Annotated in this window: 15 protein-coding genes; 4 read left to right on the top strand and 11 right to left on the bottom strand. The window is 67.3% G+C overall.

What is annotated here, in order from left to right:
* Window positions 1-26 precede the first annotated feature (26 nt).
* The 3 genes from V0R62_RS11810 to V0R62_RS11800 form a co-directional block, all read right to left on the bottom strand.
* Entirely contained in the window at window positions 27-3182 is a 3156-nt protein-coding gene (locus V0R62_RS11810) for an efflux RND transporter permease subunit (RefSeq protein WP_330103850.1), read from the bottom strand.
* 15 nt (window positions 3183-3197) lie between these two features.
* Window positions 3198-4394, bottom strand: coding sequence for an efflux RND transporter periplasmic adaptor subunit (locus V0R62_RS11805; RefSeq protein ID WP_330103849.1), 1197 nt, complete (start codon window positions 4392-4394; stop codon window positions 3198-3200).
* 174 nt (window positions 4395-4568) lie between these two features.
* Complete coding sequence (locus V0R62_RS11800; protein ID WP_330103848.1) at window positions 4569-5771, bottom strand: TolC family protein; 1203 nt, start codon at window positions 5769-5771, stop codon at window positions 4569-4571.
* A gap of 347 nt (window positions 5772-6118) precedes the next feature.
* Here V0R62_RS11800 and V0R62_RS11795 point away from each other — a divergent pair, with 347 nt between their 5' ends.
* The 3 genes from V0R62_RS11795 (at window position 6119) to V0R62_RS11785 (ending at window position 10465) form a co-directional block, all read left to right on the top strand.
* Entirely contained in the window at window positions 6119-7339 is a 1221-nt protein-coding gene (locus tag V0R62_RS11795) for a putative DNA modification/repair radical SAM protein (RefSeq protein ID WP_330103847.1), read from the top strand.
* Window positions 7336-8184 carry a TIGR03915 family putative DNA repair protein gene (locus V0R62_RS11790; protein WP_330103846.1) on the top strand — a complete coding sequence of 283 codons (849 nt, stop codon included), beginning with the start codon at window positions 7336-7338 and terminating at the stop codon, window positions 8182-8184. The genes V0R62_RS11795 and V0R62_RS11790 overlap by 4 nt, the downstream gene beginning before the upstream one ends.
* A 115-nt stretch (window positions 8185-8299) precedes the next feature.
* Window positions 8300-10465: a TonB-dependent siderophore receptor gene (locus V0R62_RS11785; protein WP_330103845.1), complete on the top strand. Its 2166-nt coding sequence runs from the start codon at window positions 8300-8302 to the stop codon at window positions 10463-10465.
* A gap of 186 nt (window positions 10466-10651) precedes the next feature.
* Here V0R62_RS11785 and V0R62_RS11780 read toward each other — a convergent pair whose 3' ends face one another.
* Genes V0R62_RS11780 through V0R62_RS11760 form a run of 5 tightly spaced genes read right to left on the bottom strand, consistent with a single transcriptional unit; the run spans window position 10652 to window position 15089 of the window.
* Complete coding sequence (locus tag V0R62_RS11780) at window positions 10652-11407, bottom strand: ABC transporter permease (protein WP_330103844.1); 756 nt, start codon at window positions 11405-11407, stop codon at window positions 10652-10654.
* Entirely contained in the window at window positions 11407-12612 is a 1206-nt protein-coding gene (locus tag V0R62_RS11775) for an ABC transporter substrate-binding protein (RefSeq protein WP_069017216.1), read from the bottom strand. Before V0R62_RS11775 ends, V0R62_RS11780 begins: the two co-directional genes overlap by 1 nt.
* Window positions 12599-13420, bottom strand: a complete 822-nt coding sequence (locus V0R62_RS11770) for an ABC transporter ATP-binding protein (RefSeq protein WP_330103843.1) — start codon at window positions 13418-13420, stop codon at window positions 12599-12601. The genes V0R62_RS11775 and V0R62_RS11770 overlap by 14 nt, the downstream gene beginning before the upstream one ends.
* Entirely contained in the window at window positions 13417-14481 is a 1065-nt protein-coding gene (locus V0R62_RS11765; protein WP_330103842.1) for an acyl-CoA dehydrogenase family protein, read from the bottom strand. The genes V0R62_RS11770 and V0R62_RS11765 overlap by 4 nt, the downstream gene beginning before the upstream one ends.
* A gap of 47 nt (window positions 14482-14528) precedes the next feature.
* The gene (locus V0R62_RS11760; RefSeq protein WP_186714083.1) at window positions 14529-15089 is read right to left on the bottom strand and encodes a carboxymuconolactone decarboxylase family protein; all 561 of its coding nucleotides are present in this window, start codon (window positions 15087-15089) and stop codon (window positions 14529-14531) included.
* Window positions 15090-15191: 102 nt separating this feature from the next.
* On the opposite strand from V0R62_RS11760, the gene V0R62_RS11755 reads away from it, so the two are divergent.
* Entirely contained in the window at window positions 15192-16100 is a 909-nt protein-coding gene (locus V0R62_RS11755; RefSeq protein WP_330103841.1) for an AraC family transcriptional regulator, read from the top strand.
* Window positions 16101-16112: 12 nt separating this feature from the next.
* On the opposite strand, the gene V0R62_RS11750 is transcribed toward V0R62_RS11755, so the two are convergent.
* The 3 genes from V0R62_RS11750 to V0R62_RS11740 form a co-directional block, all read right to left on the bottom strand.
* Window positions 16113-16991, bottom strand: coding sequence for a DMT family transporter (locus V0R62_RS11750; RefSeq protein ID WP_330103840.1), 879 nt, complete (start codon window positions 16989-16991; stop codon window positions 16113-16115).
* 235 nt (window positions 16992-17226) lie between these two features.
* The gene (locus V0R62_RS11745; protein WP_330103839.1) at window positions 17227-19326 is read right to left on the bottom strand and encodes a putative bifunctional diguanylate cyclase/phosphodiesterase; all 2100 of its coding nucleotides are present in this window, start codon (window positions 19324-19326) and stop codon (window positions 17227-17229) included.
* 140 nt (window positions 19327-19466) lie between these two features.
* Window positions 19467-19967: a GNAT family N-acetyltransferase gene (locus tag V0R62_RS11740; protein ID WP_330103838.1), complete on the bottom strand. Its 501-nt coding sequence runs from the start codon at window positions 19965-19967 to the stop codon at window positions 19467-19469.
* Window positions 19968-19989 lie beyond the last annotated feature (22 nt).

Below are 19989 nucleotides of genomic sequence, written 5' to 3'. Positions count from 1 at the left end.
CAAGGCCGCTCCTACAGGTGATGGCGTTACACGCCTTCTGCCGGGTCGTCCTCATCCCGCCGATGCGCCCACTGATACAACGCTGGCAACACCAGCAAGGTCAGCGCCGTCGACGACAGGATCCCGCCGATCACCACCGTCGCCAGCGGCCGCTGCACCTCGGCGCCAGTGCCGGTGGCCAGGGCCATGGGGATGAAGCCCAGCGACGCCACCAACGCGGTCATCAGCACCGGTCGCAGCCGGGTCAACGCGCCCTCTTCCACTGCCGCGCGCAGGCCCCGGCCTTCCTCACGCAGGTTGCGAATGAAGGCAATCATCACCAGGCCGTTGAGCACCGCGACGCCCGACAACGCGATAAAGCCCACCCCCGCCGAGATCGACAGCGGGATATCCCGCAGCCACAGCGCCAGCACCCCGCCGGTCAGGGCGAAGGGGATGCCGGTGAACACCAGCAGGCCATCCTTGAGGTTGTTGAACATCATCAGCAGCAAGGCCATGACCAGCAGCAGCGACACCGGCACCACTACCCGCAGGCGCTCGGCCGCCGACTGCAGCTGCTCGAACTGGCCACCCCAGCGGGTCCAGTAACCCGGTGGGATCTGCACCTGGTCGATCAGCGTCTGCGAGGCCTGTTCGACGAACGAACCCAGGTCACGCCCACGCACGTTGGCACTGACCACCACCACGCGCTTGCCATCCTCGCGGCTGATCTGGTTGGGGCCCAGCTGCAGGTTCAGGGTGGCAACCTGCGACAGCGGGATGAAACCGATCTGCGAGGCACCGGCGGCGGCGCTGGCCGGCACCGGGATGAGCAGGCTGGACAAGCCGTCGACATCGGTGCGCAGCGCCTCCGACAGGCGCACCACCATGTCGAAACGGCGGTCACCTTCATACAGGGTGCCGGCGGTGCGGCCGCCCACGGCGATAGCGATGGCGTCCTGCACGTCGCCCACGTTCAGGCCGTAACGGGCCGCCTTGTCGCGGTCGATATCGATGGTCAGCACCGGCAAACCGGTGGTCTGCTCGACCTTAACCTCGGAGGCCCCCGGCACCTGCTGCAAGCTGGCGGCGATCTGCGCGGCGGTGCGATTGAGCACCTCCATGTCGTCGCCGAACACCTTCACCGCGACATCGCTGCGCACCCCGGAGATCAGCTCGTTGAAACGCAGCTGGATCGGCTGCGACAGCTCGTAGTTGCTGCCCGGCACGCTGGCGGCGGCACGCTGTACCTCGGCGATCAGCTCATCGCGCGGCTTGCCTGGGTCCTGCCATTGCTCGCGGGGTTTCAGCATCACGTAGGCGTCGGAGATGTTCGGCGGCATCGGGTCGGAAGCGATCTCGGCGGTGCCGGTACGGGCGAACACCCGCTCGACTTCCGGCACCTGGGCAATGATGGTCTTCTCCAGGCGCTGCTGCATGTCCACCGACTGCGACAGGCTGGTGCCCGGCACGCGCAGGGCCTGCAGGGCGAAATCGCCCTCGCTGAGGCTGGGGATGAACTCGCTGCCCATGCGGCTGGCCAGTACGCCGGACAGCAGCACCACGGTGGCGGCGCCGGCAAAGGCCAGATTGCGTCGACCCAGCACCCAGCCCAGCACCGGGGCGTAGCGGCGGCGGGCGGTGCGCATGACCACGCCCTCTTCCTCCTTCACCTTGCCGGTGACGAACAGCGCGATGGCCGCCGGGACGAAGGTCACCGAGAGGATCATCGCCCCTAGCAGCGCCATCACCACGGTGAAGGCCATGGGGTGGAACATCTTGCCCTCGACCCCGGTCAGGGCAAAGATCGGCAGGTACACCACCATGATGATCAACTGCCCGTAGATCAGCGGCCGACGCGCCTCGCGGGCGGCGGCGAACACTTCGTGGAAGCGCTCGGAGCGGGTCAGCATGCGCCCATGATGCTGCTGGGCATGGGCCAGGCGGCGGATGGCGTTCTCGACGATCACCACCGCGCCGTCGACGATGATGCCGAAGTCGAGCGCCCCCAGGCTCATCAGGTTGGCACTGACCTTGTTGCTGAACATGCCGGTGAAGGTGAACAGCATCGACAGCGGGATGACCATGGCGGTGATCAGCGCCGCACGGATGTTGCCCAAGAACAGGAACAATACGGCGATGACCAGGATCGCGCCTTCGATGAGGTTCTTCTTCACCGTGGCGATGGCTTTTTCCACCAGGTTGGTGCGGTCATAGACGGTGATCGCCACCACGCCCTTGGGCAGGCTGCGGTTGATCTCCTCGAGCTTGGCCGCCACCGCCTGGGACACCGTGCGGCTGTTCTCGCCAATCAGCATGAACACCGTGCCCAGCACCACTTCGCGGCCATTCTCGGTGGCCGCGCCCGAACGCAGCTCCTGGCCCAGGCCAACCTGGGCGACATGGCTGACGCGGATCGGCGTGCCATCGACGCTGGAGATGACGATGTTGGCGATGTCCTCGGCCGAGGCCACCTGGCCCGGGGCGCGGATCAGCAACTGCTCGCCGTTGCGCTCGATGTAGCCGGCGCCGACGTTGGCGTTGTTGCGCTCGAGCGCCGCGACCAGGTCGTTGAGGGTCAGCTTGTAGGCCGCCAGGCGCTTGGGCTCGGGGGCAATCAGGTACTGCTTGGCATGGCCGCCGATACTGTTCACCTCGGCCACGCCCGGCACGTTGCGCAGCTGCGGCTTGATGATCCAGTCCTGGATCACCCGCAGGTCAGTGGCGGTATAGGGCGTGCCGTCGTCCTTCAACGCGCCCTCCTTGGCCTCGACCGTCCACAGGAAGATCTCGCCAAGGCCGGTGGAGATTGGCCCCATACCCGCTTCGATGCCTTCGGGCAACTGCTCGCGGGCCACCTGCAGGCGCTCGTTGACCAGCTGGCGGGCGAAGAAGATGTCGGTGCCGTCATCGAAGATCACCGTCACCTGGGACAGCCCCGAACGCGACAGCGAGCGGGTCTGCTTGAGGCCCGGCAGGCCGGCCATGGCGGTCTCGATGGCGAAGGTGATGCGCTGCTCGGTCTCCAGGGGCGAGTAGCCGGGCGCGGCGGTGTTGATCTGCACCTGCACGTTGGTGATGTCGGGCACGGCGTCGATGGGCAGCTTCTGGTAGCTGTGGATGCCCACGGCGGCCATCAGCACCACGGCGAGCATCACCACCAGGCGTTGCTCGATGGCGAACTGGATAAGACGTTCGAACATGAATGGCGTCCCCGGTCAGTGGCTGTGTTCGGCCGAGCCTTTGCCCAGCTCGGACTTGAGGACGAAGCTGCCGGCGGCGGCGACCACGGTGCCGGCGGCCAGCCCTTCGCGCACTTCCACCTGGCCGGCGTCGCGACGCCCGGTCTTCACCGGGCGGGCCTCGAAGCCCTCGTCGGTGCGGGCGAACACCACGGTCTGTTCTTCCCAGGTCTGCAGGGCGCTTTCCGGCACCACCACGGCGGCGTCGAAACGCTCGACGGTGACCGCGATGTTGACGAACAGCCCGGGGCGCCAGGCGCCATTGGGGTTGGCCAGGGTGGCGCGCACGGTGGCGGCGCGGTTCTGTTCGCCGAGCAGGCTGCCGACGTAGTTGACCTTGCCCTCCACCTGGGCACCGAGGTCCGGCGCGCTGACGCTGACACCACGGCCGCTGACCACCTTGTCCAGGTCGCGTGGAGCAACGGCGAAGGTGGCCCAGACCCGACTGAGGTCAGACAGCGTGAAGGCGTTGCTGGTCTCGTCCACCACCTCGCCTACGGTCAGGTGCTTTTCCACCACCACCGCGTCGAACGGCGCGCGCAACTCGTAGCGGTTGCCCTTGCCGGCCGGCGCCACGGCGGCGACCTTCTGCCCGGCGTTGGCGGCGGCGATCTCGGCCTCCTGCAGCGCCTGGCGGGCCTGCAGGTAGTCCTGTTCGGCGCTGATGCGCTCCTGCCACAGCTGCTTCTCGCGCTCGAAGGTCAGGCGCGCCAGCTCCAGACGGCGCTGGGCGGCCTGCTGCTCGCTGCGCAGTTCGGAGATCTGCTGGCTGGCGATCACCGCCAGCACCTGGCCGCGCTTGACCGCCTGGCCCAGCTCGGCCTGCACCGACTCGACCACGCCGGGGACGCGGGGCACCACGTGGGCGGTGCGGTCCTCGTCGAAGCGGATCTCGCCGGGGAAGCTGATGGCAGTACCCAGCGTGCGCGGGCCGGCGGTGGTCAGTTGCACGCCGGCGGCCTGGATCTGTTCGGCGGAGAGGTGCAGCTGGCCCTCTTCGTCGGCATGTTCCTCAGCCTTTCCTTCTTCATGGCCGTGGCCTTCCTCGCCGTGGTCGTCGTGCTGGGCCTGGCCATTGCCGGCCTTGCCGAGGGTGCCGGTCCAGGCTGCGCCACCGAGGCCGAGAACGGCCAAGGCAGCGGCGAGGATGGCGAGCTTGCGTGGGTTGGTCATTGTTGCTCCTGATTCCAGGCTTGGGCGTTACCTCGTCGGGGCCGCTGTGCGGCCCATCGCGACACAAGGCCGCTCCCACAAGGGTTTTGTGTTGTTCGTCAGGTCAGCGCGCACCCTGTGGGAGCGGCCTTGTGTCGCGATGGGCTGCGCAGCAGCCCCCTTTCAGAGCGGGTTCTAGAGCTCGCCGTAGATTCGCTCCACCTGCGCCCGGGCATCGGTCGCCTGGGCCAGCGCCTCGAGGTACAGCCCGCGGGCCTCGATCAGCGTGCGCTGGGCATCGAGCACATCGAGGAAGGCGAACTTGCCCATCTCGAAGCCGCGGGTGGCGGTGTCCACCGCCTGCTGGGCGGCGGGCAGGATGGTGCGGTCATAGGCCTGGACCTCGCCCATGGCCGTGCCCCACTGCTCCAGGGCGCTGCGGGTTTCGCTGCGCAGGCGCAAATCCACGGCGTTGCGAAGGTCGCGGGCCTGGTCGGCGCGGCGGGCAGCGGCCAGCACGTTGCCCTGGTTGCGGTCGAACAGCGGTAGCGGCATCGACAGCCCGACCACGTTGACCCGCTCACGGTCCTCGCGGCTGTACTGGCTGCCCAGGCTGACGGTCAGGTTGGGGATGCGCTGGGCCTTCTCGGAACCAAGGCTGGCATCGCCCCGTTCGATCTGCGCCGCGGCCAGGCGCCACTCGGCGGTCTGCTCGACCTTGGCCAGCAGGCGCTCGGTCTGCGGCGCCGGGCCGGGCGAGAGGTTGCTCGCGTCAAGCCGCTCGAAGCGGGCCTCGGCACTGCCCGTCAACCGCGCCAGGGCCTGGTTGGCCACGCCACGCTCGGTGCGCGCCCGACGCACCGCCGCCTCGGCCTGGGCCAACTGGACCTGGGCGCGGGTGGCCTCCACCGGCGAGGACTGCCCGGCCCGCACCCGCCCTTCCACCACCCGCAGGCCGCGTTCGGTCAGTGCCTGCGACTGTTGCGCCAGATCCAGCGCGGTCTGTGCCCGCAAGGCGGCATGGAAGGCCTGGATCACATCGGCGCGCAGGCTGTTGCGCTGGCGTTCGAGCTCCAGCCGGGCGATTGCCTGGCCGGCCTCGGCGACTTCGATCCGTGCGCCGCGCTTGCCGCCCAGTTCCAGGGCCTGGCTGAGGGTCACGGTGGTGGTGCTGGTGTCGCGGCGGGTGTCCTCGACCTCCCAGGACAGCTCGGGGTTGGGAATCAGCCCGGCCTGGCGGCGCTCGCCCTCGGCGATGCCGATCTCGCGGCCGATGGCGGCGAAGTCCGGGTTCTGGGCGAAGGCGGCGTCGAGCGCCTGGTCCAGGCTCAGGCCCTGGGCGCCGGCAGGGCCGGCCAGCAACAGGCAGAGCAAGGCGATCTTGCGGTGGATGGGCACGGCGGAAGTCCTCGTCGACAAGCGGCGGAATGCTTTGGCGAGGGACTTTAGGCAGCGGTGGTTATCGGGGGGGTGGCGGGGAGATTACAATTTTGTAATCAAGCATGCCGAGGGTGGATTGCCTTGAAATGTGGGCCTTTCAGGGTATTCGACGACAGGGTTGCAGCGCCTGTGAGATCGAGCGCCGCCCGCGCGGCGCATCGCGGCACAAGGCCGCTCCTACATCTGTTTCGGGCCAGTTATTCCTGTGAGGGTACCGCTGCCCGCCTCAAAAGCTACCTGCAAACACTTGCTATCAGCCTAACGCCGAAATACTGTATGCATGAACAGTTAAATCGGATTGCCCAATGCAGCTCATCGCCAAGCTCGGCATCCTCGCCGACGCCGCCAAGTACGACGCGTCCTGCGCCAGCAGCGGCGCCCCCAAGCGCAGCTCCCGTGGTCGCGACGGCCTCGGCGCCACCGACGGCATGGGCATTTGCCACAGCTACACCCCGGACGGCCGCTGCGTGTCACTGCTCAAGGTACTGCTGACCAACTTCTGCCTGTACGACTGCCAGTACTGCGTCAACCGCCGCTCCAGCAATGTGCCGCGGGCGCGCTTCAGCCCCGAAGAGGTGGTGCGCCTGACCCTGGACTTCTACCGGCGCAATTGCATCAGCGGCCTGTTTCTCAGCTCCGGCATCATCCGTTCGGCCGACTACACCATGGAGCAGCTGATCCGGGTGGCCCGCCTGCTGCGCGAGGAGCATGGCTTTCGCGGCTACATCCACCTCAAGACCATCCCCGACGCCGATCCGTTGCTGATCGAGGAAGCCGGGCGCCTGGCCGACCGCCTGAGCGTGAACATCGAACTGCCCACCGACGCCAGCCTCGAACGCCTGGCCCCGGAAAAACGCGCCAGCACCATCCGCCAGGCCATGGGCGTGATCCACCACGGCCAGCAGGCCGTCGCCGGTGAACCGCGGGCGCCACGCTTCACCCCCGCCGGGCAGAGCACCCAGGTCATCGTCGGCGCCGACGCCACCGACGACAGCGCCCTGCTGCGCAACGCCGAGTCGCTGTACCAGGGCTATGGCCTCAAGCGCGTCTACTACTCCGCCTTCAGCCCGATCCCCGACAGCCCGTCCAGCGTCCCCCTGGCCGCCCCGCCGCTGCTGCGCGAGCACCGCCTGTACCAGGCCGATTTCCTCCTGCGCGGTTACGGCTACAAGGCCGGCGAACTGCTGGGCGAAACCGGCAACCTGGCCCTGGACATCGACCCCAAGCTGGCCTGGGCGCTGGCCAACCGCGAAGTATTCCCGCTCGACGTCAACCGCGCCGAACCGGCCCTGCTGGCGCGCATCCCCGGCATCGGCCTGCGCAGCGTGCAGCGCCTGGTGGCCCTGCGTCGCGAGCGGCGCATCCGCTACGACGACCTGATCCAGTTGCGCTGCGTGCTGGACAAGGCCCGCCCGTTCATCGTCACCAGTGACTACCGCCCGGCCCAGGCCGAGCTGCGCAGCGGCCTGCTGCGCGCCCGCCTGCGCGAACCCCAGGCACCGGTGCAAATGGGCCTGTGGGGATGATTGCGCTGGATTGCGGTGATGACTTCGCCACCTGGCGCGACCAGGCGCGGCAACTGCTCGGCCATGGCATCGACCCGGCCACGGTGACCTGGGGGCAGGCGCGTATGGACGACCTGCTGGCCGTGCCCACGCCCCTGCCCGCCGGCCCCGGTCCGTTCCGCGCCCGCGTGCCGGCGGCGCTGCTGGCCCAGTTGGAACAGGCCGGTCGCTACCGCGGCGAGCAACGCTGGAACCTGTTGTACGAAGTGCTGTGGCGCGTCGCCCATGGCGATCGCACCGCCATGCTCGCCGGCGACCGCCTGGGCAGCGAGATGCAGCGGCGCATCCGCCAGGTCGGCCGCGAAGCCCATCACCTGCATGCCTTCGTGCGCTTCGTACCACTGCCCGAGGCACTGGCCGAGCAGTTGCAACTGGACCTGGTGGCCTACCACGAACCGGCCCACGACATCCTCGACAGCGCCTGCGGGCATTTCGCCGACCGCCTGGGGCGCCAGCGCTGGTTGATCGCCACGCCCCTCGATGGCGTGCGCTTCGACGGGCAGCACCTGGACTACCGACGCCAATGCCCGGAGCAATGGCGGCAGTGGGCGCGCAACGCCGAGGACCCCGGCGCCGAGCTGTGGCTGGCCTACTACCGGCACACCTTCAACCCCGCCCGACTAAACCCCGGCGCGTTGCGCCAGCACCTGCCCGGGCGCTTCTGGCGCCACCTGCCGGAGGGCCCGCTGATCCCCGAGCTGGTCGGCCAGGCGCGACATGGCAAGCAGCGCGACGGGCAGGCGCTGGAGGTCGGGCGCCAGCGTGGCAAACGAATTGCTTCAGGGAACCACAAACCAAACGAATAGAATTTGTGAAAAGTTCACCATTTTCAGCTTCGAACGCATTGTTGCGAACCTGACAATCCGACACACTTATTGCTAATTATTCTCATAAGCACTAGCAATAAGGATAAAGCCCGGCATGTCATCGCACGTCTCCCCCCACCGCTTCACGCCCACTCGCAACCTGCTGGCCATGGCCATCTGCATGGCAACCCTTACTCCCGCGCTGGCCGAGGAGCAAGCGCCGGCCGTGATCGAGCTGGGTGCCACGGCCATCAACGACAGCAGCCTGGGCAGCACCACCGAGGGGTCGAAGTCGTACACCACCGGTTCCATGGCCACCGCCACCAAACTGCCGCTGACCATGCGCGAAACGCCCCAGGCGGTGACCGTGATCACCCGCCAGCGCATGGACGATCAGGGCATGACCAGCATCAACGACGTGGCCAGGTACACGCCGGGGTTGTTCCTCAACCAGTCCAACGGCCCGGGCCGGCAGACCTACAAGGCCCGCGGCTTCGACGTCGACAACATCATGTACGACGGCATCCCCAGCGCCTACACCGGCTGGGTGGTCGGTGCCCAGCCCAATCTGGCGATGTTCGACCGGGTCGAGGTGGTGCGCGGCGCCACCGGGCTGGTCACCGGTTCCGGCACGCCGTCGGCGGCCATCAACCTGGTGCGCAAGCGTCCGCTGGCGGAACAGAAGGTCACCCTCACCGGCGGCGCCGGCAGCTGGGACAACTACCGCGGCGAGCTCGACGCTTCCAGCCCGCTCAACGACAGCGGCACCCTGCGCGGCCGCGTGGTGGCCTCGTACCGCGACGCCAACGGTTTCCGTGACGGGCAGCAGGAGGATCACGGGCTGTTCTACGCGATCACCGAGGCCGACCTGGGCGAAGACACCACCCTGACCCTCGGCCTCTCCCACCAGAAGGACAAGACCAACGTGTTCTGGGGCGCGATCCCCACCGACCTCAATGGCCACCACCAGGACCTGCCGCGCTCGTACAACCCGGCCACCGACTGGGAGGTCAAGGACCAGGAGATCAACACCCTGTTCGCCGAGCTGCGCCAGCGTCTGGCCAATGACTGGAAGCTGCAGGTCAACGCCATCTACAGTGAACAAAATGCACTGTTCCGCGGCTCCTACCAGTCGCGCTGGGACCTGACCAAGCCGCTGAGCCGAACGGTCTACCAGTCGGCCCACGACGAGAACCAGCTGGGCCTGGACACCTTCGCCAGCGGCCCGTTCGAGGCCTTCGGCCGCACCCACGAGCTGGTGCTCGGTGCCAGCAAGCGCATCTACGACATGACCGAGCGCAACTACAGCCCCTACGACCTGGACTATCCCCTCGATGGCGGCAAGCCAAACTTCCTGCACACCGGCAGCAGCCGCTACCTGATCAACCAGGAAGGCGTGTACACCACCACCCGCCTGAGCCTGACCGACCCGCTCAAGCTGATCCTCGGCGGGCGTCTGGACTGGTACGACTACGACCAGCGCGGCAGCAACGAAGGCGACTACAAGGTGACCCGCAACGTCACCCGCTATGCCGGCCTGATCTACGAACTGGACGAGCACCATTCGCTGTACACCAGCTACACCGACATCTTCCAGCCCCAGGACAACAAGGACCCCAGCGGCACGCCGGTGCGACCGATCGAAGGCAAGAACTACGAGGTGGGCATCAAGGGCGAGTACTTCGACGGCGCGCTCAACGCCAGCCTCGCGGTGTTCCGCATTGATCAGGAGAACCGTGCGGTCGAGGTGGACAAGAGCCTGTGCCGGGCCGGCCAGTTCGCCTGCTACGAGGCCTCCGGTGAAGTGCGCAGCCAGGGTATCGACTTCGAGCTGCAGGGCGCGTTGACCGAGCAGTGGCAAATCGGCGCCGGCTATACCTATGCCCGCGTGCATACGGTCAAGGACGCCAAGAACCCGCAGAAGGTCAACAAGCCGTTCGAATCCGACACGCCGCAGCACCAGTTGAAGCTGTTCACCACCTACCGCTTCCAAGGCCCGCTGGAGAAACTGCGGGTCGGTGGCGGCGTCACCTGGCAGAGCCGCATGTACAACGACTTCACCGTGGCTGACGGCAGCAGCTACCGCCTCGAGCAGGGCGCCTACGCCGTCACCGACCTGATGGCCGGCTACGCGGTCAACCAGCACCTGGACCTGCAGCTCAACGCCAACAACGTGTTCGACAGGAAGTACTACTCGTCGATCTCCAAGTCGGTGAACTATGGCGGCGATACCTTTGGCGATCCGCGCAACCTGATGCTGACGGCCAAGTACAGTTTCTGAATCCGAGGGCACAGGGGAGCACTGGTCGCCTACTTTCAGGCTCCACGCGTTCCCCTGTAGGAGCGGCCTTGTGTCGCGAAAGGGCCGCAAAGCGGCCCCAGCGATCTTTGCATCAACACCGAAATCCTGGGGCCGCTACGCAGCCCTTTCCGGCCGGTCCGACGCCTCGGCAAGGCCGCTCAGGCTTCACGCATGCACCCACCGCCGATGCAGCCCGCGCGCCAGGGCATCGAGCATGAACCCCAGCACACCGATCAGCAGCACCATCGCCATCAGCTCCGAGTAGGCCAGGCGGTCGCGTGTATCAAGGATGAAGTAGCCCAACCCGGCGCTGACCCCAAGCATCTCGCACGGCACCAGCACGATCCACAAGATGCCGATGGCCAGCCGCACGCCGGTCAGCACATGGCCGATCACCCCGGGGAAGATCACCTTGCACAAGGTCTCCCAGCGCGTGGCGCTGAGGCTGCGGCTCAACTGCAGCCAGCGCGGGTCGAGCTGACGCACCCCGGCGGCGGTGTTGAGCAAAATCGGCCACAGCGCGGCGAAGGCCAGCAGGAAGTAGATCGGCTGGTCGCCGACGCCCATCAGCATCACCACCACCGGCATCCACGACAGCGGCGAGATCATGCGCAGAAACTGGAACGCCGGCGTGGTCGCCGCCTCCAGATGCCGGTAGCTGCCCACCAGCAGGCCCAGCGGCACGCCTATCAGCAGCGCCAGCAACAGGCCGACGAGGATGCGCTTCAAGCTCACCCAGATATGCCCGTAGACCTCACCCTGCCCCAGCAACTCCACCAGGCTTTGCAGCGTGGCCTGGGGCGCGAAGCGCGCCGACAAGCCATCGGCGGCGCCGAACAGGCGCACGCCCGCCCACCACAGCAACAACAGCGCCGCCAGGCCCGCCAGGCCCAGGGCGCCATGCACGACATGCCTGCGCATCAGACCGCGAACTCCTCGCTACGCTGGAAGTTCTCGGCGATGCCGAACGCGGCCGGGCCGCCCACGGCGGCGATGGCGTTGCGCACGAAGCGCTCGTCCACCAGGTCGCGGGCAGTCTGCGCCGGGTCCAGGCCGGCTAGGAAATCGCTCTCGCCGACGATCAGGGTGTTCTTCAGGCGCTTGACCAGTTCCTCGGTATAGCTGGGGAACGGGTAAGGCTGGAAGTCGATGCGCTTTTCGTCCCATTGCTGGTGCTGGATCGCGCCGCTGGCGATGTACCCGGCGCGGTCTTCGGCGGAAGGCGCCAGCACCTTGGTCAGCACCGCCGGTTCGTGCGGGGTGTACTTGTTGGGGCCGGCCTTGGACAGCAGCGCGGCGGCCTCGGCGCGGTGCTCGCGGGTCCACTGCTGGGCCTTGACGATGGCGTTGACCACCTTCTGCGACCACTCAGGGCGATTGTTCAGGTCGTGCTCGTGCATGAACACCACGCAGCAGGCATGGTTGCGCCATACATCGCCGGTGAAACGCTGCACGCGGCCGACCTTGAGGTTCTCGGCCAGGGCGTTGAACGGCTCGGCGACGATATAGCCGGCGATGCGCTTGCTGGCCAGGGCCGGCGGCATGTCCGACGGTGGCAGCACCAGCAGGTTGACCTCGTTGTCCGCCAGTTGCGCGTCGGCCGGCTTGGACACGGGCTTCAGGCCGTTATCGCCGAGCATCTGCTGCAGCACCACATTGTGGATCGAGTACCAGAACGGAATCGCCACGGTCTTGCCGCCGAGCTGCTTCATCTCAGTGATGTCCGGGGCCACGGTCAAGCCCGAGCCGCCGACGTGGTTCCAGGCCACGACCTTGGCCGGCACCTTGCTGCCATAGCGCGCCCACACGGTCATCGGCGACAGCAGGTGGATGACGTTGACCTGGCCGGAGATGAACGCCTCGATCACCTGAGCCCAGCTGCGCAGCAGTACCGGGCGCTCGGCCTTGATGCCCTCGGCCTCGAACAGGCCGTTGTTGTGCGCCACCAGCAAGGGCGTGGCGTCGGTGATCGGCAGATAGCCGATGCGCACCGGCGCGTCCGGCTCGGCGGCGGCGCGGGCCTGCAGGCTCGACAGCAGCGGCACGGCGCCGGCGGCGGTGAGCATGGCGCTCAGCTTGAGAAAATCGCGACGGGACGTCGTGGAACAGCAGTCATCCATGCACATGGACAGCCTCCGAGGGCAAGGGGGATGGAGTGGGTTCGGCTGTGCGGCTTGCCCGCCGAAGGGTTTTCAGGATCTCGATGCGCAGCGCGCCCAGTTCCTCGACCCGCTGCGCGCGGGGCTGCGGCAGGTCGATATGCCACTGGCCGAGGGTGCGCGCCGGGTGGTTGCCCAGTAGCAGCACGCGATCGGACAGCAGCAGGGCTTCGTCGATGTCGTGGGTGATCAGCACGGCGGCGGTGTTGTGGGTGGCGATCAGCTGCAGCAGCAGTTGCTGCATGTCGGCCCGGGTCACCTCGTCGAGCGCGCCGAAGGGTTCGTCCAGCAACAGCACCTCGGGCTGGCGCGCCAGGCAGCGGGCCAGCGCGGTGCGCTGGGCCATGCCGCCGGACAGCTGCGCCGGGTACTGACCACGGGCGTGGGCCAGGCCCACCGCGTCGATGGCATGGTCGATCCGTGCGCGCCGCTCGGCCGCCGGCAGCTTGAGCTGGCGGGCGAAATCGAGGCCGAAGGCGACGTTCTTCTCAAGGCTCAGCCAGGGCAGTAGGCTGGGGTCCTGGAACGCCACCGCCAGGCGCGGATGCGGCCCCTGCAGCGGCTCGCCGCGCAACTGCACGCTGCCGCCGCGGGCCTGCTGCAGGCCGGCCAGCACGCGCAGCAGGCTGGACTTGCCGACCCCGCTGGGGCCGAGGATGGTAACCACCTCCCCCGGCGCCAGCGCCAGGTCGAACTGTTCCAGCACCGCCTGCCAGCCACCCTCGCGCGGGTAGCCCAGGCTGATGTCGCGGGCTTCGAGTAGCACGTCGGTCATGCAGAGGCCGCCTGGCGTTGCAGCTCGGCGCGCAGCTGCACCAGGCTCGGGGTGACGATCGGCACGAACGCCGACTCGCGCCAGCGGCGGGCGAAGCCCTCGCCATAGGCGGTCAGGTAGGCCTTGCCACCGCTGGCCTGCAACTCCAGCTGCACGGCGTCGGCGGCGCATTCGGCGAGGGTGATGCGCAGTTTGAACAAGGCAGCCGGCTGGCTCTGGAAGCGGCCGTCGAGCAGCCCCTGCTTGAGCTCGGCGACGGTGTTCTCCAGGCGCTCGGCGAGCACCTGGCGAGCCTCCTCGAGGAACGCGCCACGCTGCTGCAGGTGTGCCTGTGCCTCATCCAGGGCGCGGCGAGCCAGGCCGATGGCCATGCCGCACTGCAGCGCCAGGAACGCCGGACGCACCCTGGGCAGGAACTCGCGGGCGTTGTCGTGCAGCAGCCAGTCGCGGGCCAAAGGCACCTGGTGGAAGGCCAACGCCGCCGTGTTGCTCGACTGCAAGCCCATCAGTTGCAGGTCGTCGGAGCGCTCCAGGCCCGGCGCGTTGGACGGGATGGCGACCACGAACGGCGCGCCACCGGCATCATCCTCGATGGCTGCGGCCACCACGAAGCCGCGCTTGCGCAGGTTGGTCACCCAGTGCAGGCGCCCTTCCAGGTTCCAGCCGCCGCTCGCGGCGCGGCCACGCACCTGCAAGGCCTCGATGCCGGAAAGGAACTTCATGGCGTTGGACAGGCCGGTGGCCCCGGCCAGCTCGCCCTTCAGCAGGTCGGGCAGCAGCCGCTCGCACAGCGTCCGGTTGGGGCTTTGCAGCAGATATTCGATGAAGGCGCGCTGGCCCCAGCAGACAAAGGCCGCAGCCAGCGAACGACTGGCGATGGCGGCGATGGCCTCGACTGCCGCGGTGACGTCGCCACCGGAGCCGCCCAGGGCCGGATCGACGCCGATGCGCAGCAGTTGCGATTCGGCGATATGCGCCAGCACCAGGTGTGAATCGCACTGGCCCTGGTCGATGGCCTCGGCATTGGCATCCAGCCATTGTCGAAATGCATGATCAAGCATGTCCCTACTCCTGTTGAAACGCCGGGCGCGCCGGCATCAGGCCCCGATCAGGCCGAAGGCTGCCAGCGGTATTTGCCGAGTTCGTCGTTGAGCGGCGTCTGGGCGAACACATTAGCAAAGTTGCACAGGGTTGCGAGACTCACGCCGAGAATCACTTCCAGGGCGTTGCCCTCGCTGAAACCGGCATCGCGGAACGCCTGGTAGGTGGCGTCGGAGACGTTGCCGCGCGTGGCGATCACCTCACGGGCGAAGGCGGCCAGGGTCTCGTAGCGGGCATCGGGCAGCTCGCCACGGGCACGCAGGGCATCGACCACTTCCTGGGGCAGCTTGGCCTTGTTCAGCGCCACGGCGGTGTGGCCGGCGACGCAGAAATCGCAACCGTGCTGGGTGGCGGCGATCAGCTGCACCACTTCGCGCTCGGCCAGGGTCAGCTCGGACTTGCCGTTGAGCGCCGAGACGGTGACGTAGGTTTCCAGCGCCGCCGGGGCGTTGGCCAGGATGCCCAGCAGGTTGGGGATGAAGCCCGAATTCTTCTGCGCGTTCTCGAGGAACGGGCGGGCGGCTTCCGGGGCGGTCTGCAGGCTGTGTAGAGTGATGCGTGCGGACATGGAGTGGTCTCCTTTGATGTAGGTCGCTACAGTCTGTTGGTTATAAGAAGTAGCATCCATATTCATCAGTCGCCTTTCCTTGCTCCAGAGTCCTTGCATTAGATGATTTCTTCCAGCCCCCTCGTCGATTGGTTATTAGAAAGCCTGGAGCTAGACGCCAGCCTGTTCCATGTCGGCCGTTACTGTGGCGGCTGGCACGCCAGCACCCAGGGCATGGGCCGAGCCAGCTTCCACCTGGTGGTGCAGGGCCATTGCTGGCTGCATATCGATGGCCAGGCGCAGCCGCAGCGTCTGGAAAGTGGCGATGCGGTGTTCCTTTTGCGTGACCTGGCCTATCGGCTTTCCGGCGACGAGGATGCCGCCGACGCCTGTGCCCAGCCGCGCCGGAGCATGCAGGCGCTGGATCTGGAAGCCGGGGACGGCGTGGGGCTGGTGTGCGGTTTCTTCCACTTCCAGTCGGGGTTGTCGTCGCTGATCGTCGACGGGCTGGCGGACTGGATCCTGCTGCGCGCCAGCGACCCGGCCGGCAGCGCGGCGCGGGCGCTGTTCGGGCTTATCCTCGAGGAATGCCGACGCCCGCAGCCCTCCCAGGCGCTGCTCGAACGCCTTACTCACCTGTTGTTCCTCTACGTGCTGCGCCAACAGGTGCATGCAGGCCTGTCACTCGGCGGCCTGGTCGCCCTCGCCCGCCAGCCGGCCTTCGCCGGCTTGCTGGAACGCCTGATCGAGGATCCGGGGCAGCCCTGGACGCTGGAAAGCATGGCCGCCTGCACGGGACTGTCGCGTTCGGCGTTCTTCAAGCGCTTCAACGAACTGGCCGGGCAATCGCCCGGGCAGGTGCTGCTGGCGCTGCGCATGCGCCATGCCTGCCAGTTGCTCAAGGCGGGCAATACCGTCGAACAGGTGGGCGCGCAGGCGGGGTATCAGTCAGTGGCGGCCTTTACCCGGGCGTTCGCCAAGGCGGTCGGCGTGCAGCCGGGGGCCTATCGCAAACAGCAGGGTGCGGGATAAGGGACATGCCCCTCAGGCCCGCCGCTGCATCCAGGCCGCCCCCAGCCCGCTGAGGCAGATCACCGCGATGCCGACCAGGCTCATGCCGTCCGGCACCTGGCCGAACACCACCAGGCCCAGCAACCCGGCGAACACGATCTGGCAATAGCTGAACGGCGCCAGCAACGCCGGCGCGGCATGGCGGAACGCCTGGGTCAGCAACAGGTGCGCGGTCATCCCGCAGCCGCCCAACGCCAGCATCAGCGGCACATGGGGCCATTGCGGCGCCTGCCAGAAGAACGGCACCAGTGCCGTCATGATCAGGGTGTTGCACAGCCCTGCGTAGAAGTTGCTGGTGGTCGGGCTGTCGTGGGCCGCCAGCTTGCGCGTCAGCAACTGGTAGAAGCAGAACCCCAGCGCCGAGCCGAAGGGAAACAGGATGGCCGGAGTGAACATCGCCCCGCCCGGATGCACCACCACCAGCACGCCGACGAAGCCCATCACCACCGCCAGCCACTGCCCCGGCGTCACCCGTTCCTTGAGCAGCGGCACCGACAGCGCGGTGACCAGCACCGGTGCGAGGAAGTTGACCGAGGTCGCCTCCGCCAGTGGCAGGTACTGCAACCCGGCGGTGAACAGCAGGCTGGTACTAAGCAGGCTCAACGCGCGCAGGGTCTGCAGCAACGGCCGGCGGGTACGCAGCACGCCGAGGCCCGCCTTGGGCAGGAAGATCCCGGCCATCAGCACGGTGTGCACCAGGTAACGCACCCAGACCACCATGATGATCGGGTAGATGCCACCGAGGAATTTCGACAGTGCGTCGTGGGTGGCGAACAGGAAGGTGGCCACCACCACCAGGGCGATGCCGCGCAGCGGCTGGTTGACTCCGGACAGCGGCGAACTGGAACTCATGAGGCTCTCGGGCGATGGCCCCGGCATGATGCCGGAGCATGGGCGGATTCTAGAAGAGAACCCGGGGACGCGACAAAGCCTTGTGGTCCAACTGGTACATTTTGTTCGCTGATCGACCACTTTTGCCAAATGCCACGCGGATTCTGTAGGAGCGGCCTTGTGCCGCGAAAGGGTGCGCAGCAGCCCCAGGATTTCAGCATTGCTGCAAAGATCGCAGGGGCCGCTTTGCGGCCTGTCAGGTGCGCGGCAGCACCTGCGTCAACCGCTCGCTCGCCGGCGCCGGCCGACCGTACAGATAACCCTGGAAATGCGAGCACCCCTCCGCCAGCAGGCGCTCCATCTGCTCGGCCGACTCCACGCCTTCGGCCGTGGTCTTGATCATCAGGCTGTTGGACAGCTCGGTGATGGCGCGGATAATCGACATCGCCTCGCGGCTTTCGCACATGTCGTGGACGAACGACTTGTCGATCTTGATCCGATCGAACGGGAACGAGCGCAGGTAGCCCAGCGAGGAATACCCCGTGCCGAAATCGTCGAGGGAAATCGACACCCCCAGGTCCTTCAGCGCCCGCAGGGTGCGTACGTTCTCCTCGCTGTTGCCCAGCAGCACCGACTCGGTGATCTCCAGCTCCAGGCGCGTGGCGGGCAGGCCCGAATCGGCCAGGGCCAAGGCCACGGTGTGGACCAGGCCGGCGTTCTTGAACTGCACCGCCGAGAGGTTGACCGACACCGTCTGCGCGGTGCCCCAGGTGGCCGCCTCCTGACATGCAAGGTTCAGCGCCCGGGCGCCGATCTCGTGGATCAGGCCGGTCTCTTCGGCGATGGGGATGAAGTCCATGGGCATGATCATCCCGCGGCTCGGATGCTCCCAGCGCAGCAGGGCCTCGTAGCCGGTGACGCTGGCGCTCTGCTGGTCCACCACCGGCTGGTAGTGCAGCTGCAGTTGGCCCAGGTGCAGCGCTGTGCGCAAGTCAGTCTCGACCAGGCGGCGCTGACGGGCGGCGACATCCAGCTCGACATGAAAGCACTCGTAACGGTTGCGGCCATTGCGCTTGGCCTCGTACAGGGCCATGTCAGCGTAGCCCAGCAGTTGCTCGGCCTGGTCGTGGTCGTCGGGCGCGACCGCCACGCCGATGCTCACCCCCACGCTGAACTGGTGCCCTTCGATATGGAACGGCGGGCAGATCGCCTCGATCAGGCGCTGGGCGGTGTTGCGCGCCGCATCGCCGGTCTCCAGGCCCGACAGCACCACGGCGAACTCATCGCCACCGAGCCGGGCCAGGGTGTCGTGCTCGCGCAGCTCGCGGCGCAGGCGCTTGCCCAGGGCGCGCAGCAACTTGTCGCCGAAGGCGTGTCCGAGGGTGTCGTTGATGTTCTTGAAGTTGTCCAGGTCCAGGCACAGGGCGGCGGTCAGCTTGCCGCTGTCCTCGCCGCGCAGCAACGCCTGCTTGAGACGCTCGTGAAACAGAGTGCGGTTGGGCAGCCCGGTCAGGGCGTCGTGATGGGCCATGTGGTGGATCTGGGCATGGGCGGCCAGCTCCTCGGTGGCGTCCTCGGCGACGAACAGCACGTAATCCCCATGCCCTTCACGGTTGTCGCAGAGCGTGGCGCGGCTGCGCAGGGTACGCGGTCCCATGGCGGTGTCGACCCGGGTTTCGGCAGTGTAGCCCTTGGTGCTGCGCGCCCCACGCGCCAGCTGCTGCTCGAGATAGTCGGCGGCCGCCGGCACCAGGCACTGGCCCGGCAGCTGGCCGACCATGTGCGTGCCCTGACGGCCGAACAGGCGCTCGGCCTGCTGGTTGGCCAGGAGGATCTGCTGGCTCTGCAGGTCCTGGACAATGACGCTGGCAGGGATGTTGGCGATCACCGAGTCGAGGAACTGCGACAGGGTGGTCATCTCCTGGCTGTACTGTTCGGCCAGTTCCTTGGCCTTGAGCAGCTCCAGCTCATGCTGGCGGCGCTCGGAAATGTCGCGGGTGATCTTGGCGTAGCCGATCAGCTGACCACTGTGTTCATCCTTGATCGGCTCGATCACCACGCTGGTCCAGAAGTGCGAACCGTCCTTGCGCTGGCGCAGCCCTTCGGCCTGGAAGCGCCCTTGGTTGCGCGCGGTGTCCAGGCTGAGCGCCGGCAGGCCGGCATGGCGGTCCTCGTCGGTATAGAACACCGAGAAGTGCTGGCCGATGATCTCCTCGGCCTGGTAGCCCTTGGCCCGCTGCGCGCCCGGGTTCCAGTTGGCGACGATGCCCTCGGGGGTGAGCTGGTAGATGGCGTAGTCCGCCACGCTCTGGATCAACAACCGGTACATCATGTCGGGATTGGCGGCGAGCGGCATGGGAATGACCTGACTCCTTCACAGCAGGAATAGGAAACCTCCGGACCGTATGTCGGGACAGTCCGAAATAACCAAGTGCTGGCATTATGCCGCTCGACGCAGAGTTTTTGTGAAGCGCGTCACAAAAAAACTGCAGGGGGTCAGTGCCGCTGCCGGGTCACCAGGAAGTTGCGCAGTGGCGGCTCGTCATCCAGCGCGATCTCCCGCACCGGACGCGGTAGGTCTGCCAGCACTGCCTGGCAGAACGCCAGGGCCGGGGCATCCGCGGGATAGCAGCGCACCAGCCAGTCGCTGTCGCCTTCGCACAGCGTCTGCCGCGCCACCGCCAGGCCCACGCCCTGGCGACGGTACTTCTTGAGGATGAACAGGTCGGCCAGCTCGCAAGCCTCGATGCCGGGCAGTTCGCTGCGCTCGATAAGCATGAAGCCGGCGATGAAACCGTCCACCAGGATCAGGCTGGCGCTCCAGCCGGGGGATTGCCAGTAGCGGGCGAAGTGCGGCTCATGGATGTAGAAGCGCCCGTCCACCTCGACGTCCTCCTGTTCCCAGTCGGAGGACTCGTAGGCGTAGAACTGGTAGAGGTTGCGCACCAGCTCGGCGTGTTCGGGGCCGGTCTGGTGCAGTTCGACAGGGACGGTCATGGCGCAGGCTCGATTCAAATCG

Origin of the sequence: Pseudomonas carassii, assembly GCF_036324045.1 — a bacterium.
Lineage (GTDB): Bacteria > Pseudomonadota > Gammaproteobacteria > Pseudomonadales > Pseudomonadaceae > Aquipseudomonas > Aquipseudomonas peradeniyensis.
The sequence above is the reverse complement of the archived record's forward strand: the minus strand, read 5'-3'. Positions and strand labels throughout refer to the sequence as shown.

Bases quoted from the DNA above. Each gene is read 5' to 3' on its own strand.
- V0R62_RS11810 (WP_330103850.1), bottom strand. From the start codon at position 3,182: ATGTTCGAACGTCTTATCCAGTTCGCCATCGAGCAACGCCTGGTGGTG.
- V0R62_RS11805 (WP_330103849.1), bottom strand. From the start codon at position 4,394: ATGACCAACCCACGCAAGCTCGCCATCCTCGCCGCTGCCTTGGCCGTT.
- V0R62_RS11795 (WP_330103847.1), top strand. From the start codon at position 6,119: ATGCAGCTCATCGCCAAGCTCGGCATCCTCGCCGACGCCGCCAAGTAC.
- V0R62_RS11790 (WP_330103846.1), top strand. From the start codon at position 7,336: ATGATTGCGCTGGATTGCGGTGATGACTTCGCCACCTGGCGCGACCAG.
- V0R62_RS11785 (WP_330103845.1), top strand. From the start codon at position 8,300: ATGTCATCGCACGTCTCCCCCCACCGCTTCACGCCCACTCGCAACCTG.
- V0R62_RS11780 (WP_330103844.1), bottom strand. From the start codon at position 11,407: ATGCGCAGGCATGTCGTGCATGGCGCCCTGGGCCTGGCGGGCCTGGCG.
- V0R62_RS11775 (WP_069017216.1), bottom strand. From the start codon at position 12,612: ATGTGCATGGATGACTGCTGTTCCACGACGTCCCGTCGCGATTTTCTC.
- V0R62_RS11770 (WP_330103843.1), bottom strand. From the start codon at position 13,420: ATGACCGACGTGCTACTCGAAGCCCGCGACATCAGCCTGGGCTACCCG.
- V0R62_RS11765 (WP_330103842.1), bottom strand. From the start codon at position 14,481: ATGCTTGATCATGCATTTCGACAATGGCTGGATGCCAATGCCGAGGCC.
- V0R62_RS11760 (WP_186714083.1), bottom strand. From the start codon at position 15,089: ATGTCCGCACGCATCACTCTACACAGCCTGCAGACCGCCCCGGAAGCC.
- V0R62_RS11755 (WP_330103841.1), top strand. From the start codon at position 15,192: ATGATTTCTTCCAGCCCCCTCGTCGATTGGTTATTAGAAAGCCTGGAG.
- V0R62_RS11750 (WP_330103840.1), bottom strand. From the start codon at position 16,991: ATGAGTTCCAGTTCGCCGCTGTCCGGAGTCAACCAGCCGCTGCGCGGC.
- V0R62_RS11745 (WP_330103839.1), bottom strand. From the start codon at position 19,326: ATGCCGCTCGCCGCCAATCCCGACATGATGTACCGGTTGTTGATCCAG.
- V0R62_RS11740 (WP_330103838.1), bottom strand. From the start codon at position 19,967: ATGACCGTCCCTGTCGAACTGCACCAGACCGGCCCCGAACACGCCGAG.